The 21,613-nt window shown below is 66.6% G+C and carries 16 protein-coding genes and 1 pseudogene; 9 read left to right on the top strand and 8 right to left on the bottom strand.

What is annotated here, in order from left to right:
• Positions 1 to 214 (bottom strand): annotated as a pseudogene (locus tag RA25_RS23365) (AAA family ATPase); the annotation flags it as partial.
• Between the two features lie 482 nt (positions 215 to 696).
• On the opposite strand from RA25_RS23365, the gene RA25_RS20865 reads away from it, so the two are divergent.
• Positions 697 to 1,719: a replication initiator protein A gene (locus tag RA25_RS20865; protein ID WP_019294842.1), complete on the top strand. Its 1,023-nt coding sequence runs from the start codon at positions 697 to 699 to the stop codon at positions 1,717 to 1,719.
• Between the two features lie 340 nt (positions 1,720 to 2,059).
• Here the strand turns inward: RA25_RS20865 and RA25_RS20870 are convergent, their stop codons facing one another.
• The 5 genes from RA25_RS20870 to RA25_RS20890 form a co-directional block, all read right to left on the bottom strand.
• Positions 2,060 to 3,481: an HlyD family type I secretion periplasmic adaptor subunit gene (locus RA25_RS20870; RefSeq protein WP_039146674.1), complete on the bottom strand. Its 1,422-nt coding sequence runs from the start codon at positions 3,479 to 3,481 to the stop codon at positions 2,060 to 2,062.
• The gene (locus tag RA25_RS20875; RefSeq protein WP_052254328.1) at positions 3,478 to 5,247 is read right to left on the bottom strand and encodes a type I secretion system permease/ATPase; all 1,770 of its coding nucleotides are present in this window, start codon (positions 5,245 to 5,247) and stop codon (positions 3,478 to 3,480) included. Before RA25_RS20875 ends, RA25_RS20870 begins: the two co-directional genes overlap by 4 nt.
• Before the next feature lie 156 nt (positions 5,248 to 5,403).
• On the bottom strand, positions 5,404 to 7,923 hold the full coding sequence (locus tag RA25_RS20880) for a calcium-binding protein (protein WP_039174813.1): 2,520 nt from the start codon (positions 7,921 to 7,923) through the stop codon (positions 5,404 to 5,406).
• 195 nt (positions 7,924 to 8,118) lie between these two features.
• Complete coding sequence (locus RA25_RS20885) at positions 8,119 to 8,763, bottom strand: hypothetical protein (RefSeq protein ID WP_039146683.1); 645 nt, start codon at positions 8,761 to 8,763, stop codon at positions 8,119 to 8,121.
• On the bottom strand, positions 8,760 to 9,728 hold the full coding sequence (locus RA25_RS20890) for a helix-turn-helix transcriptional regulator (protein WP_241477456.1): 969 nt from the start codon (positions 9,726 to 9,728) through the stop codon (positions 8,760 to 8,762). The genes RA25_RS20885 and RA25_RS20890 overlap by 4 nt, the downstream gene beginning before the upstream one ends.
• Before the next feature lie 813 nt (positions 9,729 to 10,541).
• Between RA25_RS20890 and RA25_RS20895 the strand changes: the two genes are divergently transcribed.
• Positions 10,542 to 11,198 (top strand): helix-turn-helix transcriptional regulator, encoded by a 657-nt coding sequence (locus RA25_RS20895; RefSeq protein ID WP_039146685.1) that lies wholly within the window; start codon positions 10,542 to 10,544, stop codon positions 11,196 to 11,198.
• 371 nt (positions 11,199 to 11,569) lie between these two features.
• Here RA25_RS20895 and RA25_RS20900 read toward each other — a convergent pair whose 3' ends face one another.
• Positions 11,570 to 12,811: a glycosyltransferase family 4 protein gene (locus tag RA25_RS20900; protein WP_039146688.1), complete on the bottom strand. Its 1,242-nt coding sequence runs from the start codon at positions 12,809 to 12,811 to the stop codon at positions 11,570 to 11,572.
• A gap of 139 nt (positions 12,812 to 12,950) precedes the next feature.
• On the opposite strand from RA25_RS20900, the gene rfbC reads away from it, so the two are divergent.
• From rfbC to rfbA, 4 genes are read left to right on the top strand one after another with little or no spacing between them, the layout of a single operon-like run.
• Positions 12,951 to 13,505, top strand: coding sequence for a dTDP-4-dehydrorhamnose 3,5-epimerase (gene rfbC, locus RA25_RS20905; protein ID WP_039146690.1), 555 nt, complete (start codon positions 12,951 to 12,953; stop codon positions 13,503 to 13,505).
• A gap of 32 nt (positions 13,506 to 13,537) precedes the next feature.
• Complete coding sequence (rfbB, locus tag RA25_RS20910) at positions 13,538 to 14,590, top strand: dTDP-glucose 4,6-dehydratase (protein ID WP_039146692.1); 1,053 nt, start codon at positions 13,538 to 13,540, stop codon at positions 14,588 to 14,590.
• Positions 14,591 to 14,637: 47 nt separating this feature from the next.
• Complete coding sequence (rfbD, locus tag RA25_RS20915; RefSeq protein ID WP_039146694.1) at positions 14,638 to 15,489, top strand: dTDP-4-dehydrorhamnose reductase; 852 nt, start codon at positions 14,638 to 14,640, stop codon at positions 15,487 to 15,489.
• The gene (rfbA, locus tag RA25_RS20920) at positions 15,486 to 16,358 is read left to right on the top strand and encodes a glucose-1-phosphate thymidylyltransferase RfbA (protein WP_039146697.1); all 873 of its coding nucleotides are present in this window, start codon (positions 15,486 to 15,488) and stop codon (positions 16,356 to 16,358) included. Before rfbD ends, rfbA begins: the two co-directional genes overlap by 4 nt.
• A 244-nt stretch (positions 16,359 to 16,602) precedes the next feature.
• Here rfbA and RA25_RS20925 read toward each other — a convergent pair whose 3' ends face one another.
• A complete protein-coding gene (locus RA25_RS20925) occupies positions 16,603 to 17,721 on the bottom strand; it encodes a polysaccharide biosynthesis/export family protein (protein ID WP_039146700.1) in 1,119 nt (372 codons plus the stop codon).
• Between the two features lie 147 nt (positions 17,722 to 17,868).
• Between RA25_RS20925 and RA25_RS20930 the strand changes: the two genes are divergently transcribed.
• The 3 genes from RA25_RS20930 to RA25_RS20940 all read left to right on the top strand — a co-directional run bounded on the left by RA25_RS20930 (position 17,869) and on the right by RA25_RS20940 (position 21,513).
• Positions 17,869 to 18,723, top strand: a complete 855-nt coding sequence (locus RA25_RS20930) for an NAD-dependent epimerase/dehydratase family protein (protein ID WP_039146742.1) — start codon at positions 17,869 to 17,871, stop codon at positions 18,721 to 18,723.
• Positions 18,724 to 18,741: 18 nt separating this feature from the next.
• A complete protein-coding gene (locus RA25_RS20935; protein WP_039146704.1) occupies positions 18,742 to 19,353 on the top strand; it encodes a sugar transferase in 612 nt (203 codons plus the stop codon).
• A gap of 279 nt (positions 19,354 to 19,632) precedes the next feature.
• Entirely contained in the window at positions 19,633 to 21,513 is a 1,881-nt protein-coding gene (locus tag RA25_RS20940; protein WP_039146707.1) for a polysaccharide biosynthesis protein, read from the top strand.
• Positions 21,514 to 21,613: the final 100 nt, after the last annotated feature.

Raw genomic sequence — 21,613 nt, forward strand, 5'->3', positions numbered from 1 at the left:
TGATCTCCCAGGTGGAGAACAGGCGCAGCTCCTTGCGGCCCTCCTCATTGAGGCCCCGGCTGGCGAGGTCGGCGCGGCCTTGCGCACAGGCGCTTGCAATCTCGGCAAAACCCGCGGTGCTGGTGGGGGCATCAAGCTCTGCCAATGCGGCGTCCGGGTCGATGCTGAAATAGGGGGGGAGGCTGCTGCCTGCCTTGTGGATATCTCTGGCCATGAGGATCTGCCTGCTGTCCTTGGACCTCTGCGGCCCAACTCATGTGAAGTGCTTATGGTTCTGCTCTGCAGCCCCTATGTGCTGCCTTTTTACCAGAATACCCAAAAACACGGCACATGGAAGAAAAATGCGCATCCCCCTTGGTTTTTCTAAGCAAATCCAGCGGTTGCGGCAGGGGAAAGCGGGGGTGTTTCAGGGCGTGCAAAAAATTCTGCCCTGTTAAATATGGGTTATTTATTAGTTACAGGGGAAGTGTGACTCGCGCAAAGCCCTTTTTTCATGGGGGATCGGGGCAGATTCCGGGGGAGGGATGACTCTGAAACCCCGTTGAAATGACTCCGAACCCCCGATCAGACGATTCCGAACCCCCGTTGCGGGGGCATGTGGATAACCCTAGGGTGAGTGTAATCAAAACCACGATAAACGAGTCGCACGGGATCGGCAGAATTCCGGCGGCGTGCAGAGCAGATACGGGCAGGCAGATGGCAGCAGAGCTGACAGCGGAAGGGATTCCGCCAGAGGGGCAGGGGGACTTTTTCCTCTGCGATATCTTCGGGGCGATCCCCAAGAACGACCTGGCGTCGATGGAGCATCCGCTGTTCAGTTTGGGCACACGGCCGGACCGGCGCATTCTGAACTACCAGCATAACGGCGCCGAGATCACCGTGACCCCTTCGGTCAAGGGGCTGGCGACGATCCATGACAAGGACATCCTGATCTTCTGCATCAGCCAGCTGATGGCGGCGCTGAATGCCGGGCGCCAGGTCAGCCGGGTGCTGCATCTGAAGGCGCATGACCTGCTGGTGGCCTGCAACCGCGAAACCTCCGGCGATGCCTACCGGCGCCTGCGCGAGGCGTTCGAGCGCCTCGCAGGCACCCGCATCACCACCAATATCGTCACCGGCGGCAAGGAGGTCACCACCGGTTTCGGCCTCATTGAGAAATGGGAGATCGTGCGCAAGGCGCCGGCCGGCAAGAAGGGCGCGGGCAAGATGGTCAGCGTCGCGGTGACGCTTTCGGACTGGCTGTACCGCGCGGTGCTGTCGAAATCGGTGCTGACGCTTTCCCGCGATTACTTCCGGCTGAGGAAACCGCTGGAGCGGCGGATCTACGAGCTGGCGCGCAAGCATTGCGGGCGGCAGAACAGCTGGCAGGTCTCGGTGGAGACCTTGCTGAAGAAATCCGGCTCCGCCAGCCCGCGCCGGGTGTTCCGCAAGATGATCCGCGACATGATCGAAGCGCAGCCCTTGCCCGATTACGCGCTGGAGGAGCTGGAGGGTGATATCATCCGCTTCAGCCAGAAGACGGCAGTGACCGAGGCGGTGCTCAATGCGCCCAGCCTGAAGCCGCAGACGCTGGAGGAGGCGCGCGCGCTGATCCCGGGTGCCGATGCCTATGCGCTGGAGGCGGAATGGCGCGCCATGTGGGTGCGGTCCGGCAGCCCGCGGCTCAGGATGCCCGATGCGGCGTTTCTGGGGTGGGTCAGGAAACGCGCCGCGGAATAGGCGGCGGCTGGCTTTCGGGCCACCGGGGTTTCATCTTTCCATAAATACTCATTTTGCCGGGGACTGCTGGGCGCTGCCTTTGCCTGGAAAGGCGGGCTGTCTCCTCTCAGAAAAGGGTCAGCAGGGTTGACCAAATGTTTCGCGCGCGAAACATTTGGTCCGGTCCGGACCTATTTGCGGGCCGCGGGTTTTGCTGCAGCGCCGGGCGCAGAACGGATCAGGCCCGCTCCGGCACATGGCCGGAGCGGGCCCGGTCAGGCGGGCGGCCCTCCCCCCTGGGCCGCTGCCTTTCCTGCCGCCGCCCGGTCGGGGGGCGGCGGGTGTCTGTGCGGTTCCCGCCTCAGGTATCGCCTTCCTTCAGCGCCTGCGACATGCTGGCGAGCACCGGGCTGATCAGATAGTTGGCCAGGGTCTGGCGGCCGGTTTCGATCATTGCCTGGGCCGGCATGCCGGGCAGGGTCTTCACATTGGGCAGGGCCGCCAGTTCCGCGTCCTTGATGCGGATATGCACCGGGTAGTAGGTCTCGCCGGTGGCCCGGTCGGTGGTGGTGCCGGCCGCGACCATCACCACTTCGCCCTGCACAGGCGGGGTGGAACGGAAGCTGTAGGCGGTCAGCGACACCCGCGCCTGGCTGCCCATCGACACCTCGTCGATGTCCGCCACTGCAACCCGGGTTTCCACCAGGAGGCCTGCATCCTCGGGCATCAGCTCCAAGAGGGTGCGGCCGGGATCGACCACCTGGCCCAGGGTGTTGATCTCAAGCCCGACCACCCGGCCGCTGCGCGGCGCGCGGATGGTCAGCCGCTCCTCCACATCGCGGGTGGCATCCAGCCGCTGGCGCAAGTCCAGCACCTCTTCCTGCACCTCCAGGCTCTGGGCGGCGATCCGCGCCACCCGGTCGCGGCCGGTCTGCAGCAGCCGCTCTTCCATCTCGCCGATCTGCTCCAGCACATTGCCGCGGTCGCTTTCCAGCGCGCCGAGGGTGCCCAGGAGGTCGCTTTGCTGCATCTGCCGCTGGCTGATGCGGGTTTTCGGCACCAGGCCCTTTTCGAACAGGCCGGTCAGATCCGCCAGTTCCGTCTGCACCAGATCCAGCTGCTCCTCGGTGGCGCGGATGCGGGCATCGCGGCCCTTGAGCTGGTCGCCCAGCTGGGTGATGCGGCCCTGGATGATTTCGATCTGGCCCTGATGCAGCGACTGGTTGGAGGCCAGCAGGTCCTGCTGCACTGCCACCAGCCGTGCCAGTTCCGGCGCCGCGGTGATCAGCCGGTCCAGCTCGGCGCCGGGCTGCAGGGTATCGGCCCCTGCCAGATCAGCCTCCAGCCGCGCCTGCTGCGCCAGGGCGCTGGCCAGCTGGCTGTTCAGGATCGACAGCTGCGCCTGGATCCGGCGGCCGTCGAGCCGGGCGATCACCTGGCCTTCGCGGACGCGGTCGCCTTCATTCACATTCAGCTCGCGCAGGATGCCGCCTTCGAAATGCTGCACCGCCAGCCGGTCGCCGGCCACGTTGAAGCTGCCGCCGGCCACCACCGCGCTGGTCAGCTCCGCCTTGGAGGCCCAGAACACCAGCCCGCCGAACAACCCGAAGCCGCAGACCACCAGCCACAGCACCAGCTGGCGCACCCGGGTGGGCGGGTGCTTGGGCAGCGGGATGTCCTGGCCGGTCCCTGCCGGCATCAGGTCGCGGAAGCCGTTCTGCAGCCCGTCCGGGCTTGTGCTGCTGCGGGCCGGGGTGCGGGTCTCTTGCTTGACCAGGCTCATGCGCTTTCTCCTTCAGCCGGAGGGATCCGGTTGTCCTGGTCCGCCGGGCCCTTGCGGTGGCGGAACGGGGCGATCTTGGGGTCGTCGGGATGCGCCGGGGCGGCCGCCATCGGCTGCGCCGCCGCCTCGATCACCTGGCGGGCCTCGCCGAAGCGGGCCAGGCGGCCGTCCTGCAGCAGCGCCGCATGGCTGACCCGGCGCAGCAGGCTGAGCCGGTGGGTCACGGCCACCACCGCAGCGCCGCGGGCGCAGGCTTCCTCGATGGCGCAGGCCAGCGCCTCTTCGCCCTCGGGGTCGAGATTGGCATTGGGCTCATCCAGGATGATCAGCTTGCGGTCGCCGAAGAAGGCGCGCGCCAGGCCGATGCGCTGGCGCTGGCCTGCGGACAGGAACTCGCCGCGCGGGCCGACCTCGGCGTTGTAGCCGCCGGGCAGCGCCAGGATCATCTCATGCACCTGCGCCAGCTTGGCCGCCGCCACCACATCGGAGGGTTTGGCGTCCGGGTCCATCAGCGCGATGTTTTCAGCCACCGTGCCCTGGAACAGCTCGACCCGCTGCGGCAGGAAGCCGACATGCTGGCCGATCTGCGCCGGATCCCAGTCCGAAAGCGCGGCATCGTCGATGCGGATATGGCCGCGCACCAAGGGCTGCAGCCCTGCCAGCGCATGGGCCAGGGTGGTCTTGCCGGCCCCGGAGGGGCCAATGAGCCCCAGCGACTGGCCGGGCTTCAGCTCAAAGGAGATGTCCATCAGCAGCGGGTCCGGGCGGCCGTGCAGCACCACGGTGGCGTTCTCCACCGCCAGCCGGCCTTCCGGCTCCGGCAGGGTGAGCCGCTCCGGCGCGGCGCCGAGATGGGCCAAGAGGGTGTTGAGCCGCCCTTGCGCGCTGCGCGCCTTGAGAAAGCCGCGCCAGCCGGCGATCGACTGTTCCACCGGCGCCGCGGCGCGGCCCAGCAGGATCGAGGAGGCAATCATCAGCCCCGGGGTCAGCTGGTTGTTGATCACCAGCACCACGCCGACGCCCAGCACCGCGATCTGCAGCCCCATGCGCGCGGCCTTGGCCAGCGAGGTGATCAGCGCCACCCGGTCGGTGGCCAGCGTGTTGAACAGCAGCGCCGAAAACGCCTTGAGCTGCCAGCGCCCGATCAGCGGGCCGGTCTTGCCCATGGCGCGGATCAGGCCTGCGTTCTGCATCATCTCGGAAACCGCGGCATTGGTCTCGGTGGCCTGCTTGCCGGCTTCATCCATCGGCTTGCGGGCCAGCATCTCGTTGAGCAGCGCCAGGCTGAACAGCACCGCGATGCCCGCCAGCGCCACCATCCCCAGCACCGGGCTGAACATGAAGATCAGCGCCAGGAATATCACCGACCAGGGCGCGTCCAGCAGCGCCAGGAACACCGGGCTGGTGACAAAGCTCCTGAGCTCCTGGATGTCGCGGACCGGTTCCGCCTTGCGCAGGGCCGGCGGCAGTTCGCCGTTGATCATGCCTTCCAGCACCACCGGGCTGAGCCGGGCCTCGAGGCGGGAGCCGAGCCGCGCCACCAGGCGCTGGCGCAGCATGTCGAAAATAAAAAAGAACACCAGCGCGATGCACGCGCCGGTGGTGAGAGCAATCAGGGTTGGAATGCTGCCCGAGGCCATGACCCGGGCAAACAGTTGCAGCATGTAGAGTGGCGCTGTCAGGATCAGGAGGTTCACAAAGATGCTGGCGGTGAAGATGGCTGCCAGCACACCCCTTTGTCCGTCGAATACCCGTTTTGTCTTCATTGTCGTTGCCCCCCGGCTGCACGAAGTGAAGTTGTAAAATCTGGAGGTCAGCGCCCTGGTCCAAGGATGCAATCCTTGGCCGGGGACCAAATCGCTGTCCTGAACCAGGGCTGGACGGGCCCGGGGTCAAAACCCCGGGCCCGCCGTTCCTATAGCTCAGGCACCGTAGTTGAGGTGGCCCCAGATGTTGTCGTAGCTGTCATCGAAGTCGTCAGCTGTGACCACACGGATCGCTTCATAGCTGCCCGCGTCGCCGCTGGAGACCGCGTTGATGCCGACACCGCCCCATGGGTTGGTGTCATGGCCCAGCGAGGAGAACGGCGCTTCGTTGCCCTGCAGGTCCTTGATGGTGACCCAGGCGCCGCCCACTTTGATCTGGGTATCGCCGCCGGATTCGGAGACCTGTGCGTGGCCGCCAACACCGTCCGGTCCGCCATTGAGCTTCTCGAAGGCGTCCTGCGCCGAGATGTCGCCGTGGACACGGAACAGCAGCACGTCATGATCCTCGTCGATGTCGAAGTCATGAATGGTGTCATGGCCATCGTTCGACGTGAAGCTGTAGCCGTCCCACTTCAGATCGATGATGAAGACGTCCTTGCCGGTGCCGCCGGTCAGCCAGTCGTCGCCGGTGCCGCCTTTCAGCCAGTCGTTGCCGGCGTTGCCGAACAGCTTGTCGTTGCCGGAACCGCCATCCAGGAAGTCATGGCCGAAGCCGCCGTAGAGGGTGTCGTAGCCCTCTTCGCCATAGAGGCAGTCCTGGCCGGTGTTGCCATAGAGCTTGTCGTCGTTGTAACCGCCCTTGAGCACGTCGCCGGCCTTGCCGCCTTTCAGCGTGTCTTCGCCTTTGCCGCCATCGAGGAAGTCCTGGCTGCGGCCGCCCATCAGCTTGTCGTCACCGTCGTCGCCGAAGATCACGTCACGGCCATTGCCGCCGCTGATATAGTCGTGGCCGTCATCGCCGTGCAGCGTGTCATTGCCTTCCTGACCGAAGATCTTGTCGTTGCCGGTGCCGCCAAAGGCCTTGTCGGCATCATCGCCGCCCTTGATGGTGTCGTTGCCGGAGCCGCCTTTCAGCAGGTCGTGGCCGTCTTCACCAAACAGCCAGTCGTCGCCGTCATCGCCGGACAGCTTGTCGTTGCCGAGGCCGCCTTTGATGAGGTCGTTGCCGTCGCCGCCGCTGACCACATCATTGCCGGTCTGGCCGTAGATGACGTCATTGCCGCCTTCACCGAAGATGGTGTCGTTGCCGGAGCCGCCGCGGATCACGTCGTGGCCTTCGACCTTCTCGCCGTTGTCGACCGGATCATAGCAGTCCGGGGAGTCGACCGGCTTCATGTTGTGGCCGCCGCCATGGGGCCCTTCGGCCGTCTGCGAAGGCTCTTCGTCGTCGCAGCAGCTCCAGTCGACATAAGGCGCCTTGTAGTGGTCGCTGCCAAGGTTGTCGGCCCGGTCGCCGAAGATCAGGTCGCCCTGGGCGCCGCCTTCCAGCACGTCATTGCCGGTGCCGCCGCGCATGGTGTCCTTGCCGGCGCCGCCGTTGACGTCATCGTCGCCTGCGCCGCCGCCCATCAGGTCGTCGCCGCGGCCGCCCTGCATCAGGTCGTTGTCTTCCTCACCGAACATGGTGTCGTTGCCGCCCTGGCCGTCCATGGTGTCGTCACCGGTGCCGCCCAGCATGCAGTCGTCGCCGTCGGGATCTTCGCCCTTGTTGCCGGTGCCGCTGTCGGCGCCGAAATCAAGATCGTCGCCCTGGCCCTGACGCTCGTCGCCGAACATCTCGTCGTTGCCGGAGCCGCCGATCACCAGGTCGTCGCCGCGGCCGCCGGACATCCGGTCGTCGCCCTGCTGGCCGTTCATCCGGTCATTGCCGTCGCGGCCGTACATGGTGTCGTTGTTGTTGGAATGGTCGTAGTCCTGCATACCGTAGAGGTCGAACTGGCCGTCGTCGCCCCACATGACGTCGTCGCCGCCTTCGCCATCCATGCAGTCGTTGCCGTCGTTGCCGTAGAGGTAGTCGCCGGCATCGCCGTCGCCTTCCGGCCGGCCTTTGCCGTAGCCGTCATAGCCCCATTTGTCGTCGCTGCCGCCGCGCATGCTGTAGTCGCCGTCGGCATCGTCGCCAAAGATGTGGTCATCGCCGTCGCCGCCGAACACGGTGTCGGCGTCCAGGCCGCCCAGCAGGGTGTCATTGCCGGTTTCGCCGTCGATGTAATCGCAGCCTTCCTCGCCGTCGATCCAGTCATCGCCGTCGTCGATATAGATCGTCTTGTAGACCGGCACCTGATATTCTTCCCAGGTGTCGTAGTCGATCTTGGTCTCGTAATAGGCCACCACCTTCTCGTAACGGCCCTTGCCGTCGCCGTCGCCGCCGAACAGCTTGTCGTTGCCGGTGCCGCCCTTGATCTTGTCGTCGCCGTCCTGGCCTTCGATGTAATCCTGGCCTTCTTCGCCATCGAGCTTGTTGTTGCGCTCGTTGCCGTAGATCGCGTCATCGCCGGCCCCGCCGCGGGCGTTGTCTGCCGCATAGTGGTCGTTCAGGTTGATGACGTTGCCGCCGCCGTCGCCCTGTTCTGTGGCGCCGTTGTTGTAGTTCGGATCATTCTTGTCCTTGGAGAACTCGATCCTGCACTCCGGATCACAGACTTCCCACTCAGGATTCTGGTCTTCAATACCCATGGTAAACTTCCTCCTCGTTAAAATGCAGGGCTGGGCTGCGGGCGGATGCCCGGGGCCGCGCCCCCGCCGGTGCCGCGGCCCTGGAAGGAATTCCCCGGGGGGCCGCTGGCGCATAAAGGCGAGATCATGCCTTCTGGGAGTATTGCAGCGCATCCGCGCCGCAGCGGATGCCCCCAAATGGGGACAAAATGCCGATTAAAGGCCGGGCAGCTGCCAGCCGGTGCGGCTTTCGGCAGCCGCGGCAGCGGCCTGGGCCATTTCCTGCAGGGGGGCGTGCCAATAAACCCCGGCCGCCAGGCCGGCGGCGCCCAGCAGGAGCGCGGCCGCAGCCAGCCCGCGGCGGCGGCGCGGCGGCGGCGCGGCCTGCGCCAGCGCCTCGGCCACCGCGGCCTTCAGCACCGGTTCGAATTCGATCCTGAGCGCCCCCTCCATCCGGTTCACCGCGGTTTCCAGCTGGTCGATGCGGGCGGTCAGCGCGGCGCGGTCGGCCGCGGCCTTCTGCGCGTGGCGCTCGCCCAGCCCCTCATTGAGGGTGGTGAACATCTCGGCGATGCGCTTGTGCAGCGCCACCAGGTCGGCCTGGGCCGCCAGCGGCTCGCCGCCCTGGCGCAGCGCGGCGGAGATCTGCGCCAGCACCGCGTTGCTCAGCCGCGGCGGCTGCACCGGCTTGTCCTGGGAATTGCCCTGGGGTTTGTCCTGTGCGGGCTGCTCCATCCGGGCCGCTGCGGCCTGGGCCTGCGCGGTTTGGGGCTGAGCTGCCTGAGCCTGAGTTGCCTGGGCCTGCGGGGCAGCCGGCGCGGGCGGGCCCTGGAACGGGGTGTCCTGTGCCATCTTGTTCATGACGCTCTCCCCAGCGAGGCCTGCCAGGTCAGCCGCTGCGCCATTTCAGCCCGGCCGGGGGCCTGCATCTTGGCCAGCACCCGCTTGGCATAGGTGTTGAAGGTCTGCACCTTGAGGCCGGCGATATGCGCCGCCTCGCGGTTGGAGAGCCCGAGCTGAATGAGCGCCGCCACCCGCGCTTCGGCCGGCGACAGCCCCATTTTCTGGGCCAGCATCTCGATGCGGCGGCGGTCGGGCTGGCGCGGCAGGATCGCCACCACCAGCGGCTGGCCGGAGCCGGCGCAGCGGTAGCGGGTCAGCGACACCGGCAGCCGCATGCCGCTCTTGCGGTCCTCCAGGAACAGGATCAGCTCCTGCGGGCCGCGGGCACTGCCGCGGCGCGAGCGGGCGCATTCGGCGACGGCGGCATAAAAGCCCGCGGTCTCGCCGGGGCGGGCGCAGCTGAGGCGGCCGGACTGGTCGCTCAGCAGGTCGCCGCCATCCAGCATGTCGCGGCCCGATTCATTGCAGTGCAGCAGTGCGCCCTCGGCATCGAGCACCAGCACCGCGCTGTCGGTCTTCTTGGAGACGGTCCACAGCAGCGCGCTGGTCACCGCCGCCTGGGTTTCGCCAGCCAGCTCGCGCAGGCTGTCCTCGCGCAGCACCGGCCAGATCGCCTGCAGGATGTCGCCGCAATGGGCATCATGCGGGCCGCCTTCGAGGCGCAGCGCGATCAGGTCCTCGCTGCCGTCCTCGAAGCTGCAGGTGAACATGGCCCAGCCGCGCCCAGCCGCCAGTTCCGCCGCCAGGGCGCTCAGCTGCGGCTGTTCTGCCGCGGCCAGCTGCGCGGCCAGCATCCGGGCCGCTGCCCCGCCGGGCTGGCGGGGGCGGAAAGCGGTGGCGCTGCCGGGCTGCAGCTGGCGGCGCAGCACCGCCGCGGCGGCGCTGGAACAGGCGCCGCCCAGGCTGGGATCGCTGGTCAGCACCGGGGCGCGCCGGTGACCGGGCTGGACCAGGGCCAGATGTGTCAGGGATGAGGTTTGCCTCTGGAGAGACCGCGTGAAAAACAACCTGCCCGTTTGCGAAACGGACGCACTCAACATAACCATGTTGCCCCCCGGCATGACATAATGAATGTCTTGAGGGTAGCACTCTGGCGTCAGGGTCAAACCGGGCATAGGGGGTACGCCAAAGGCCGGGCAGCGCTGCGGCCTTTGGCTGGGCGCCCGGGCAAAATACCACCATGGGGGTAGCTGCCGGGCCCGGAAGCGGCGAATCGCTGAAACCTAGGGTTGTTATGATGAAAGATTCGAATGTCTTAAAATTGTAGAAACCCAATCGGAAACACTGCGTTTCCGCTTTGGGGACAATGCCAAGGGGGTAGGGCGCCGGGGGCAGATCGCGTGAAAAAACAGGCCAGTAGGGCGGGGCAGGCCCCGGAGCCTGCCCCGCCGCTGCCAAAAAGCACTGCTCCGGGAGGGGAAGTTTCTTAACAATAAAGGCTGGATTCGCTACGGTTTATCCACAGCAATGCGCATCTGAAGTGTTTGAATGCCGGCGTGCGCTGCCTGGCCCGGGACGTTTTTTCCGGGTGTGTTCTGTATTTATCACGATCCGGAAACGGCGGCGCGCGGGCGCTGCCGGGGCCCAGGCGGCGGCAAGCAGGTGAGTTGTGTTCCGGGGTGTGCCGGCGCATTGCAAAATCCGGCGGTCTGCGGGGGTGGGCCAGCCGAAACAGCACGCTCCAGGGGGACGGGCCGGAGGCAATTTCCGGCATGTTACGAGTAAAGGAGTTTTGGATGCCTGTTCACGTTGTGGGGGAAAGCAGGCTTCTCAGGGACATGTTTCTGACCATCTGTGAAGCAAACGACTATGAGACCGGGCGCTGCTGCGGCGCCCTGGCGGAGCTGCCGCCGCTGAGCGCACAGGATATGGTGCTGTGCTACAGCCATGCCGCCGGCGCTGAGCTGCAGGCGGAGCTGCAGGCCTTCCGCGCCCGCAACGGCGCAGTGCCGCTGATCCTGATCACCGGCGACGGCTGCCCGGCTTCGGCCCAGATGCAGCTGAGCCAGTATGCCGAGGCGGTGATCCCGGAGCGCAAATCGGCCGGCGCGCTGATTGCGGCGCTGCAGGTGGTGCAGGACGGCTACCGCATCGTGCTGTCCGCCGCAGCGGCGGCAGGGCCGGTGCCGGAAATGCTGAACGGGGCGGAGCCGCAGGCGGCGGCACCGGCCCGCCAGGACGTGCGGCACGGGCTGTCGGACCGCGAGCAGCTGATCCTGGCCAAGCTCACGGAAGGCGCCACCAACAAGAGCATCGCCAATGAACTGGGGATCTGCGAAGCCACGGTGAAAGTGCATCTGCGCACCTGCTTCCGCAAGATCGGCGCCAAGAACCGCACCCAGGCGGCGCTTTGGGCCTCCGAGCAGCTGCCGCCGCAGGCGCCGCGCCACTGAGCGGGCTGCGGGCGGCAGCGCCAGACATGCAACAGGCGCCCCGGCCCATGGCCGGCGGCGCCGCTTGCCGGATGCGGGCGGGGCCGGGGCCCGCCGCATCCGGCCGGTGGGCAAAAGTTTTTGAAACCTTCTGCCTAGGCTTTTCTGAAAAACCTCGGGTGCCGCGCGCGGCGTTTGTTTGCTGAGAAGCGCTTGAGCGGCAGGTCTGCCTCTCAAGACGCCTTGCCCATTTTGGGACACGCCCGTTCCGCCTCAAGGCCAAGCCGCTGCGCGGCGGCTGCGCCGGTCTTGACCCGGAACAGGCGGAAACGGCCTGAACAGAGCCTGATCCGCCGCGCCTCCGGCTAGACTTTTATCCTCCGTGCCTCCGGCTAGACCTTTATTCTCCGTGCCTCCGGCACGAGCGCATTGATCTGGGCGATATGCTCCGGCAGGCAGCGGGTCAGGAAATCATACTTTTCCACCACATGGGCGCGGGCGGCGGGGCCGATATGGGCGTAGGCGCCAGGATTGGCCAGCACGTCTGCCACCTGGTCCGCCAGCGCCTCAGGGCTGAAGAAATCGACCAGCAGCCCAGTTTCGCCATGGGTGATCGCCTCGCGCACCGGGGCGACATCCGCCGCCACCACGGTGGCCTGCATCGCCATCGATTCCAGGAGCGACCAGCTGAGCACGAAGGGCATCGTCAGATAGATGTGGCAGCGGCTGATCTGGATGATCCGGGTGAGGTCGTCATACGGCACCTTGCCGAGGAAATGCACCCGGCTCCAGTCGACGCTATCGCCCAGTTCCTCCTCCATCTCGCCGCGCAACCCGCCGGGGTGCTTGCTTTCGGCGCCATAAGAGGTCTCGTTGCCGCCGATCATCAGGATGCGCGCATTCGGGCGCTGCGCCTGGATCCGGGGCAGGGCGCGCATCATGATGTGGAAGCCGCGGGCGCGCTCCATGTTGCGGGCAATGTAAGTGACCACCTCATCATCGCGGGTGAGGGGTTTGTCCAGCCGCCCGAGGCTGACCGAGGCCGCCGGATCGGGGCCCAGCCGGTCGGTGCGGATGCCGTCATGGCAGAGATACATGCGGTCATGGAAGCTGGCCGGAAAACGGTCGCGCTGCCAGATGGTGGGCACATGGCCCAGGTCCACCTGCTCAATGCTGGCGTAAGGCACGGAGTTGCGCGCCTCGGCGAAGAAATAGGCCTGGTCGTTGGCCGGGTTTTCCGGGTCGAACCCGACCAGCCCGCCGGTTGTCTGGTAGAAATACTCGAAGAAGCCGATCACCGGCACATCGGGGTAGGGGTCCTTGATGAACATCAGCTCGCCCCAGCCGGTGTGGCCGATGATGATGTCGGGGGTGAAGCCCGCATCCCGCAGCTGCCGCGCCGCCAGCGCCGCGCCAAGGCCCGCGCCGGCCGCCGCCTCCCAGTCCTTGGAGAGGCCGAAGGCGTCTTTTTCCGGGGTGCGGAAGGGCTTGTAGACCACGGTTTTGATGCCCGGGAGCTGCACGCCCCCGCGCTGGGTCAGAAAGACGATTTCATGGCCGCCCTGGGCGGCCAGCCAGGGGGCCAGCTCGCGGTACTGGCCGGGCATGTTCTGATGCACAAACAGGATTTTCATGGGCTTATGCTTGCCGGGGCGGCGGCGGGGATGCAAGCGCGGGAGGCGGGCGCGGGCAGGGATCTGCCGCGGCTGTTGCCCTGCCGCCAGCGCGGGGCTAGGAGTGGCAAAGGCATGAATGCGATGACGTGAGGACGGAATGCAGGTTGAGGAAACGGGGCTGCCGGGGCTGAAGGTGCTGACACCGGCCCGGTTCGGCGATGCGCGCGGGTTTTTCAGCGAAAGCTGGAACCGGCGGCGGATGCAGGAGGCTGGGATCGATCTGGATTTCGTGCAGGACAATCATTCGCTGTCGCGCGAGCCCGGCACGTTGCGGGGCCTGCATTTCCAGGCGCCGCCCGCGGCCCAGGACAAGCTGGTGCGCTGCGGCCGCGGCGCGCTGTTTGACGTGGCGGTGGACATCCGCAAGGGCTCGCCGTCTTACGGGGAATGGTTCGGCATCGAGCTGAGCGCGGAAAACGGCAAACAGCTCTTGGTGCCCAAGGGCTTCCTGCACGGCTTCATCACCCGGGTGCCCGATACCGAGGTGATCTATAAATGCACCGATTACTACGCGCCCGACTGCGACGGCGCGGTGGCCTGGGACAGCTGCGGCATTGATTGGGAATTCGAAGGCACCCCGGTGCTGTCCGAGAAAGACGCCGCAGCGCCGGCGCTTGCGGATTTCGCCAGCCCCTTTGTCTGGGAAGGATAAGAGATGAAACTGCGCGCAACCGGAGGTGCGGCATGAAACTACTGGTGACCGGCGGCGCCGGCTTTATCGGGTCCGCCGTGGTGCGGCTGGCCATCGCCCGCGGCCATCAGGTGGTGAACCTCGATGCGCTGACCTATGCCGCCTGCCTGGAGAATGTGGCGGAGGCGGCGCAGAGCCCGGACTATGCCTTTGAGCAATGCGACATCCGCGACCGCGCCGCATTGGACCACGTGTTTGAGACCCATAAACCCGACGCGGTGATGCATCTGGCGGCCGAGAGCCATGTGGACCGCTCGATCGACGGGCCGGGCGATTTCATCGAGACCAATATCACCGGCACCTTCAACATGCTGGAAGCAGCCCGGAAGTATTGGATCCAGGCGGGCAAGCCGGAGGGTTTCCGCTTCCACCATATTTCAACGGATGAGGTCTACGGCAGCCTGCCCGCGGATCCGTCGGTGCAGTTCACCGAAGAGACATCTTACGATCCGCGCTCGCCCTATTCGGCCAGCAAGGCCGCCAGCGACCATCTGGTCCGGGCCTGGGCGGAGACCTACGGGCTGCCGGTGGTGCTGACCAACTGCTCCAACAACTACGGGCCATACCATTTCCCGGAAAAGCTGATCCCGGTGGTGATCCTGAATGCGCTGGCGGGCAATCCGCTGCCGATCTACGGCGACGGCTCCAACGTGCGCGACTGGCTCTATGTCGAAGACCACGCCGATGCGCTGCTCCTGGTGGTGCAAAAGGGCGCCTTGGGACGGTCCTACAATATCGGCGGCGAGAATGAGCGGTCGAACCTGGAGCTGGTCCATACGCTGTGTGACATCCTGGATCAGAAGCGCCCGCGCGCAGACGGCAAGTCCTACAAGGACCAGATCACCTTTGTCAGTGACCGCCCGGGCCATGATGCGCGCTATGCCATTGATCCCACCCGCATCCGCGAAGAGCTGGGCTGGCGGCCTTCGGTGACGGTGGAGGAAGGGCTGGAGAAAACCGTGCAGTGGTATCTCGACAACGAGGCCTGGTGGCGCGCCCTGCAGGACCGCGACGGCGTCGGCCAGCGGCTGGGAACGGGGAAGTGAGCGCGGCCGGGCCGGCGCCTTCCTCTGTTCCGGAAAAGGACTGAAGCATGACCATCCTTATTTTCGGCAAGACCGGCCAGCTGGCGCAGGAACTGGCAGCCTATGACGGCGTCACCTGCCTGGGCCGGGATCAGGCGGATCTGTCTGATCCGGCGGCCTGTGCAGCGGCGATCCGGCAGGCGCAGCCGCAGGCGGTGATCAATGCCGCCGCCTACACCGCCGTGGACAAGGCGGAAGAAGAAGAAGCGCTGGCAACCGTGATCAACGGCGGCGCCCCCGGCGCGATGGCGGCGGCCTGCGCGGACATGGGCATTCCCTTTGTCACCGTTTCCACCGACTACGTCTTTGACGGCAGCGGGGATGCGCCCTGGCAGACGGGGGATGCCACCGCGCCTTTGAATGCCTATGGCCGCTCCAAGCTCAAGGGCGAGGAGATGGTGCGCGCGGCGGGCGGACCTTATGCGGTGCTGCGCACCTCCTGGGTGGTCTCGGCCCACGGCAATAACTTCGTCAAGACCATGCTGCGTCTGGGCAAGGAGCGCGAGCGGCTGACCATCGTCGCCGACCAGATTGGCGCGCCGACGCCGGCACGGGATATTGCCGCGGCCTGCCTTGCGATGGCGCGGCAGCTGACGGCGGATCCGGGCAAATCCGGCACCTATCATTTTGCGGGCCAGCCGCAGACCAGCTGGGCCGGGTTCGCGCGCGAGATCTTTGCCCGTGCGAGGGTAGATTGCGGCGTGGAGGACATCCCCACCACTGCCTATCCCACGCCGGCGGCGCGGCCCCTGAACTCACGGCTTGATTGCGCCGCATTAGACACTGTTTTTGGCATCCCGCAGCCGGACTGGCGGCGGGGGCTGGATGATATTCTGAAGGATTTGGGAGAGCTCTCATGACAGCACGCAAAGGCATTATCCTGGCAGGCGGCTCCGGCACCCGGCTCTATCCGATCACCATGGCGGTCTCCAAGCAGCTCTTGCCGCTCTATGACAAGCCGATGATCTACTATCCGCTGTCGGTGCTGATGCTGGCGGGCATCCGCGAGATTTGCGTCATCACCACGCCGCAGGACCAGGAGCAGTTCATCCGCCTCTTGGGCGACGGCAGCCAGTGGGGAGTTGAGCTCACTTACGTGGTGCAGCCCTCGCCCGACGGGCTGGCGCAGGCCTTTATCCTGGCAGAAGACTTCCTGGCGGGCGCGCCCTCGGCGCTGGTCTTGGGCGACAACATCTTCTTTGGCCATGGCCTGCCGAAACTCCTGGCCGCCGCAGACGGTCAGGCCGCGGGCGGCACCGTCTTCGGCTATCACGTGGCCGATCCGGAGCGTTACGGCGTGGTGGCCTTTGACGGGGACGGCAAGGCGCGCGAGATCATCGAGAAGCCCCCCGTTCCGCCCTCGAACTATGCGGTGACGGGCTTGTATTTCCTGGATGGAACCGCGCCGGAGCGGGCGCGTCAGGTCAAGCCCAGCCCCCGCGGCGAGCTGGAGATCACCGATCTCTTGCAAAGCTACCTGAATGAAGGGGATTTGCGGGTCGAAACCATGGGCCGCGGCTATGCCTGGCTGGACACCGGCACCCATGGCTCGCTGCTGGATGCGGGCAATTTCGTGCGCACCCTGCAGGAGCGCCAGGGCCTGCAGACCGGCTGCCCGGAAGAGATCGCCTATGAGCAGGGCTGGATTGATGACGCCCAGTTGAAGGCACGGGCGGAGAAATTCGCCAAGAACGCCTATGGCGCCTATCTGGAAGGGCTGCTGAAGTAGCGGGCCTGCCTTTCAGGCCGGCGCCGGGTCAAGGGAGGCGTCAGCCTCCGCGCATCTGCGCGGCTTGCCCTTGAGGCGGCGCTGGCCGCCGGTCCCATGAACAAGGCGTCTTCAGGTGCAGGCCGCACCTGAAGCGCTTCTCAGCAAGAAAACAGCGCCGCGCCAGCGGCGCCGGGCCCAAGGCTTCTGCCGCGGCATCTTTGATGCCGCGGGCAAGGCGCGGGAGTTTCCCCTCAGCGGCAGTTTACTCGATCACGCCGGCGCGGCTGAAGACGCCGAAGAAGTTGCCGAAGATGTTGGAGACGGTCAGCACGTCGTTGACCGGCGATTCGGTGGCCATCACCAGGTCGCCCGGGTTGATCTGGAACTGGCGCGCCGAAAACAGCCCGTCGGCGGAGGTGAGGTCGAGCGAGAACACCACCCGCTGCTGGCGCGGCCCGCGCACGCCGGGCGCAATGGCGGATGCCGGGTATTCGCGCAGGATCAGCAGGCCCTTGGGATCGGCCTTGCCGTCCTGAAAGCCGCCTGCCACGGACATCGCGTCCATCGCCGACATCTCATCCTTGGAGAAGATGTGCAGGTCTTCTTCGCCGGTGGCGCCGAAGGAGAGGAAATAGCGCTCGTCCTCCTCGACAAACACCCGGTCGCCGCCGCGCAGGAGCGTATCCAGGCGCGGGTTGTTCAGCAGGGTGTCGACCGAGGTGCCATAGATGCTCTGGCCGCGCACCAGCCGGATCTGCGGGTTGTTGAGGGTGGCGCTGATGCCGCCGCCCGCGGAGATCAGCCCCATCACCGTATAGTTGCGGTCGGGCATCGGATAGGTGCCGGGCTGGGCAACGCCGGAGACCAGGTCAACCGAGTTGCCGCGCCCCTCGGCCATCGCCAGCTGCACCTGGGCGGACGGAACAACAGGCTCCAGCGCCTCCTGAAGCTTGCGGCGCGCCAGGTCCGGGGTCAGCCCGTTCACGTTCACATCGCCCACATAGGGCATGAAGATGGTGCCGTTGGCGGCGACCTTCATGTCCTGCAGCTGCACCATCTTCTCTTCAAGCGAGGTGAGCAGCGAATTGTCGTTGCTGTCCCAGATGCTGAGGGTCAGCAGGTCGCCGGGCTGGATGATCTGGGTGCGGGCGCCCTGGCGGGCGTGCAGCCAGGAGAGCCGTTCCTGCTTGCCGGTGGGCGGCCAGGCCGCCACCGTCGGCAGCAGCGCCCGGTTCACCTTGTAGAGCGCGAAATTGGCATCCGCCTCGCCTGATTCCTTCAGAATCTCCTCGCTGGCGGGGGCGCCGCCGGGCAGGCGGGAACAGGCCGCGGGCAGAAGGCAAAGGCTGGCAGCGGCCAGCCAGGGAAGTAGTTTCAGCATCGGGAGCCTGCCCTTGAAGCGCTCGGGGCGCCCCCTGACCCATGTCTTGCCAATGTCTGGCCCATGCCCGGGGGAACCGCTTTGATTTTTGTCCGGGCAAAGGATACTGGGCTGGGCGAGAGGGTTCAACAGGAACGGGCAGCAGCGATGGCGAAACACGCCGTATTGGTTCTGGGCGCAACAGGGCGCATCGGGCGGCTGCTGCAGCTGTGCCTGCCCGAAGGCCTGGATCTGCAGCTGCAGGCGCGCCGGATCCCGGCCGGGCGCAGCACCGGTGACTGGCACATCTTTGATCCGCTGGCAGAGCCGGCGGCGCTGGCGCGCGCCGCAGCAGGCGCGGAAACGATTCTCTGCCTGGCGGGGCCAGTACCCGGACGCGGAGCAGGGGAGATAGCGGACCATATCCATCTGGGCGAAGCGGCGGTGCAGGCCGGCGCCGCTGCGGGCGCCCGGGTGCTCTTGGCTTCCTCAGCGGCGGTTTACGGCGCGGGCTCCGGCCTGCTGGCTGAGGACGCAGCCCTCCAGCCCGCCAATCCTTACGGCGCAGCCAAGGCAGAGATGGAGGCGCGCGCCTCGGCGCTGGGGGCGAAACTGGCGGTGCCGGTCTGTTCCCTGCGGATCGGCAATATTGCGGGCTTTGATGCGGCCTTGGGCGGCTGGCGCCCGGGGTTCACCCTGGACCGGTTCGCCGATGGCGCCACCCCGCGGCGCAGCTACATCGGGGTGCGCTGCCTGGCGCAGGTGCTGGGCGCGCTGCTGAGAGCGCCGGATCTGCCGCCGGTGCTGAATGTCGCGCAGCCCGGAGCAGTGGAGATGGGCGCGCTCTTGCAGGCGGCGGGGCGTGAGTTTGCCACCCGCCCGGCGCCGCCCGCGGCAATCCCGGAGGTGGCGCTGGATGCGGCCCGCCTGCAGGCGCTGCTGCCCGCCCCGCTGCCTGCAGCGGATGCGGGCGCCATGGCGGCAGAATGGGCCGCATTAGAGCCTGATATGGCGGATGACTAACCTGATGGAAGACACGATATGACCTGGCGCAAACGGCTGTTCGACCTGTTCTTTGCCAGCCTGCTGATCGCGGTGCTGGGCCCCGTCCTGCTGCTCTTGATGGGCTGGCTGCTGTGGAAGGAGGGGCGGCCGCTGTTCTATGCGGGGGAGCGGATGAAGGGGGTGGACCAGCCCTTCCGCCTCTGGAAGCTCAGGACGATGACGGTGGTGGACACCGACACCGGGGTGTCTGGCGGCGACAAATCGGCCCGCATCACCCGCACCGGCGCCTGGCTGCGCGGCAAGCGGCTGGATGAGTTTCCGCAGCTGTGGAACATCCTCAAGGGCGACATTTCCTTTGTCGGGCCGCGCCCGCCGCTCAGGCAGTATGTGGAGGCGGACCCTGCGCTTTACGCAGAGGTGCTGAAATCGCGTCCCGGGGTCACCGGGCTCGCCTCGATCACCTATCACAAGCATGAGGCGGCGCTGCTGGCGCGCTGCAAAAGCGCCGAAGAAACCCATGCGGTCTATTCCCGCCTCTGCGTGCCGATGAAGGCGCGGCTGGATCTGATCTACCAGCGCCATCAAAGCATGTGCTTCGATTTCGACATCGTGTTCCAGACCATTGGCAACATATTCCGCCGGGGGTAGACACAGTTTTAGTGATTCCCGCATAGCCTGCGCCGCCTGGCCGGGGCAAGCTGTCTAGGCGGCGGGCGCTGTCCGGCGGGTTTCCGCCGTCGGCCGTTTTGCGGAACAGGGGAAGTCGGCTATGATAGAAACTGTGTTTTATGGGCCGCGCACCGGATTTCAGCGCATCTGGGCCGTGTTTGATTTACTTTTTTCTGCTATCCGGCAGCAGGGCGCTTCCGGAACAGGCAAACGGATATAGAGCAGGGCAGGAATGCAGGCATTCAAGGGCAAACAGGCATGTACAATCTGATCAGCGCGCTGTCGCGCAGGCAGAAATCCTACGTCTTCCTGGCGGTGGACCTGGCGCTGTTGCCGCTGGCGCTGCTGTTCACCCTTGAGGTGCAGCCGCTGCCGGAGCCGGCGCTGGCCACCCTGGCGCAGCTGTCGCCGCTGCTGCCCTATGTGATGGCCGCCGCCGCGGCGCTGACCCTGTGGCTGGGGCTGCCCTATGTGCAGCTCAACGCCTATGAGCGCCACGCCGCGGCGCAAAGCGCACTGCTGGCTGCCGGCACCGCGCTGGTGCTGGCGGCGCTCACCGCCATCTTCGGGCCGGTGCTGGGCCCCGGCACCCATGTGGTGTTTGCGATCTGCTATTTCCTGTTCATGGTGGTCACCCGCGCCGCGATGCTGCAGCTGGTGCTGGCCGTCTACCGCCGCGCCAAGCCGCGCTGCCGGGTGCTGATCTACGGCGCCGGCAATACCGGCACCCAGCTGGCGCAGGCGCTGAAGGCGCACAGCGGCATCGACCCGGTCGCCTTTGCCGATGACAACTCCTCGCTGCAGGGGCTGACGCTGGTCGGGCTGCCGGTGTTCGCGCCGTCGCGGATTGCCGAGATCGTGCAGGCGCGCCAGATCCGCCGGGTGCTGCTGGCGATGCCCTCGCAGAGCCAGCCGCGCCAGGCGCAGATCACCCAGCGGCTGCAGAAACTGGGGCTGGAGGTGCAGGCGCTGCCCTCCTTTGCCCAGCTGATCGGGGAGGAGGCGCTGGTCGACAAGTTGACCCCGGTGGCGCCGCAGGCCTTCCTGGGCCGGGCCGCGCGCGATGTGCCGCTGCAGGAAGCGGCCGGCTCCTACCAGGGCAAGGCGGTGCTGGTCTCCGGCGCCGGCGGCTCGATCGGCTCGGAACTGTGCCGCCAGGTGCTGGCCTGCCGCCCGTCCAAGCTGGTGCTGTTCGAGCTCAGCGAGCTGGCGCTTTACACCGTGCATCAGGAACTGGGGCCGCTGGCCGAGGAAGCCGGCATCGAGCTGGTGCCGGTCCTTGGCTCGGTCACCGATCCGCGCCAGGTGCGGATGGTTCTGAATGCCCATGAGGTGCAGGTGGTGCTGCATGCGGCCGCCTATAAACATGTGCCGCTGGTCGAAGCCAACCCGCTGCCGGGGCTGGCCAACAACGTATTCGGCACCCAGACCCTGGCCCGCGCCGCGGCGCGCGCAGGCGTCGAGCGCTTCATCCTGATTTCCTCCGACAAGGCGGTGAACCCCACCAATGTGATGGGCGCCTCCAAGCGGATGGCAGAGCTCATTGTGCAGGACCTGGCCACCCGCTTCGGCAGCCGCACCGTGTTCACCATGGTGCGTTTCGGCAATGTGCTGGGCTCCTCCGGCTCGGTGGTGCCGCTGTTCCAGGAGCAGATCAGCCGCGGCGGCCCGGTCACCGTGACCGACCCGAATGTGAAGCGCTTCTTCATGACCATCAGCGAGGCGGTGCAGCTGGTCCTGCAGGCGGGCGATATGGCCAAGGGCGGCGAGGTCTTCGTGCTGGATATGGGCGCGCCGGTGCCGATCCTGCAGCTGGCCCGCCAGGTGATCGAAAGCGCAGGCCACACGGTGCGCGATGCAGAGCATCCCGAGGGCGACATCGCCATCGAGATCATCGGGCTGCGCCCCGGCGAGAAAATGGAAGAAGAGCTGACCCTCAGCGAGGAGCTGATCCACACCCGCCACCAGAAGATCTTCTGCGCCCGCGAAACCGTGCTGTCGGAGATCGAGGTCGCGGGCTTCCTGCGCAGCCTGCGCCAGGCGGTGGCGGCGGGCGACGAGGCGGCGGCGCTGCAGGTGGTGCGGCACTGGGTCGAAGGCTATTGCCAGGCGCCGGCCCCGGAGCGCAAGAGTTCCTGACAACGCGCCGGCCTCTGCGGCCGGGCAGGCGGGCCGGAGTGCGGCCCGGGGGCAGCAATGGCGGCAAAACCGCGGCCCCGGCGCTGCCGGCAATTGATCC

The sequence above is a fragment of the Leisingera sp. ANG-S5 genome, assembly GCF_000813925.1.
Classification (GTDB): Bacteria; Pseudomonadota; Alphaproteobacteria; order Rhodobacterales; family Rhodobacteraceae; genus Leisingera.

Excerpts from the sequence above, each read along its gene's own strand:
- RA25_RS20875 (WP_052254328.1), bottom strand. The coding sequence starts at position 5,247 with ATGAAGACAAAACGGGTATTCGACGGACAAAGGGGTGTGCTGGCAGCC.
- RA25_RS20895 (WP_039146685.1), top strand. The coding sequence starts at position 10,542 with ATGCCTGTTCACGTTGTGGGGGAAAGCAGGCTTCTCAGGGACATGTTT.
- RA25_RS20880 (WP_039174813.1), bottom strand. The coding sequence starts at position 7,923 with ATGGGTATTGAAGACCAGAATCCTGAGTGGGAAGTCTGTGATCCGGAG.
- rfbC (WP_039146690.1), top strand. The coding sequence starts at position 12,951 with ATGCAGGTTGAGGAAACGGGGCTGCCGGGGCTGAAGGTGCTGACACCG.
- RA25_RS20940 (WP_039146707.1), top strand. The coding sequence starts at position 19,633 with ATGTACAATCTGATCAGCGCGCTGTCGCGCAGGCAGAAATCCTACGTC.
- RA25_RS20930 (WP_039146742.1), top strand. The coding sequence starts at position 17,869 with ATGGCGAAACACGCCGTATTGGTTCTGGGCGCAACAGGGCGCATCGGG.
- RA25_RS20885 (WP_039146683.1), bottom strand. The coding sequence starts at position 8,763 with ATGAACAAGATGGCACAGGACACCCCGTTCCAGGGCCCGCCCGCGCCG.
- rfbD (WP_039146694.1), top strand. The coding sequence starts at position 14,638 with ATGACCATCCTTATTTTCGGCAAGACCGGCCAGCTGGCGCAGGAACTG.
- RA25_RS20925 (WP_039146700.1), bottom strand. The coding sequence starts at position 17,721 with ATGCTGAAACTACTTCCCTGGCTGGCCGCTGCCAGCCTTTGCCTTCTG.
- RA25_RS20865 (WP_019294842.1), top strand. The coding sequence starts at position 697 with ATGGCAGCAGAGCTGACAGCGGAAGGGATTCCGCCAGAGGGGCAGGGG.
- rfbA (WP_039146697.1), top strand. The coding sequence starts at position 15,486 with ATGACAGCACGCAAAGGCATTATCCTGGCAGGCGGCTCCGGCACCCGG.
- RA25_RS20935 (WP_039146704.1), top strand. The coding sequence starts at position 18,742 with ATGACCTGGCGCAAACGGCTGTTCGACCTGTTCTTTGCCAGCCTGCTG.
- RA25_RS20900 (WP_039146688.1), bottom strand. The coding sequence starts at position 12,811 with ATGAAAATCCTGTTTGTGCATCAGAACATGCCCGGCCAGTACCGCGAG.
- RA25_RS20870 (WP_039146674.1), bottom strand. The coding sequence starts at position 3,481 with ATGAGCCTGGTCAAGCAAGAGACCCGCACCCCGGCCCGCAGCAGCACA.
- rfbB (WP_039146692.1), top strand. The coding sequence starts at position 13,538 with ATGAAACTACTGGTGACCGGCGGCGCCGGCTTTATCGGGTCCGCCGTG.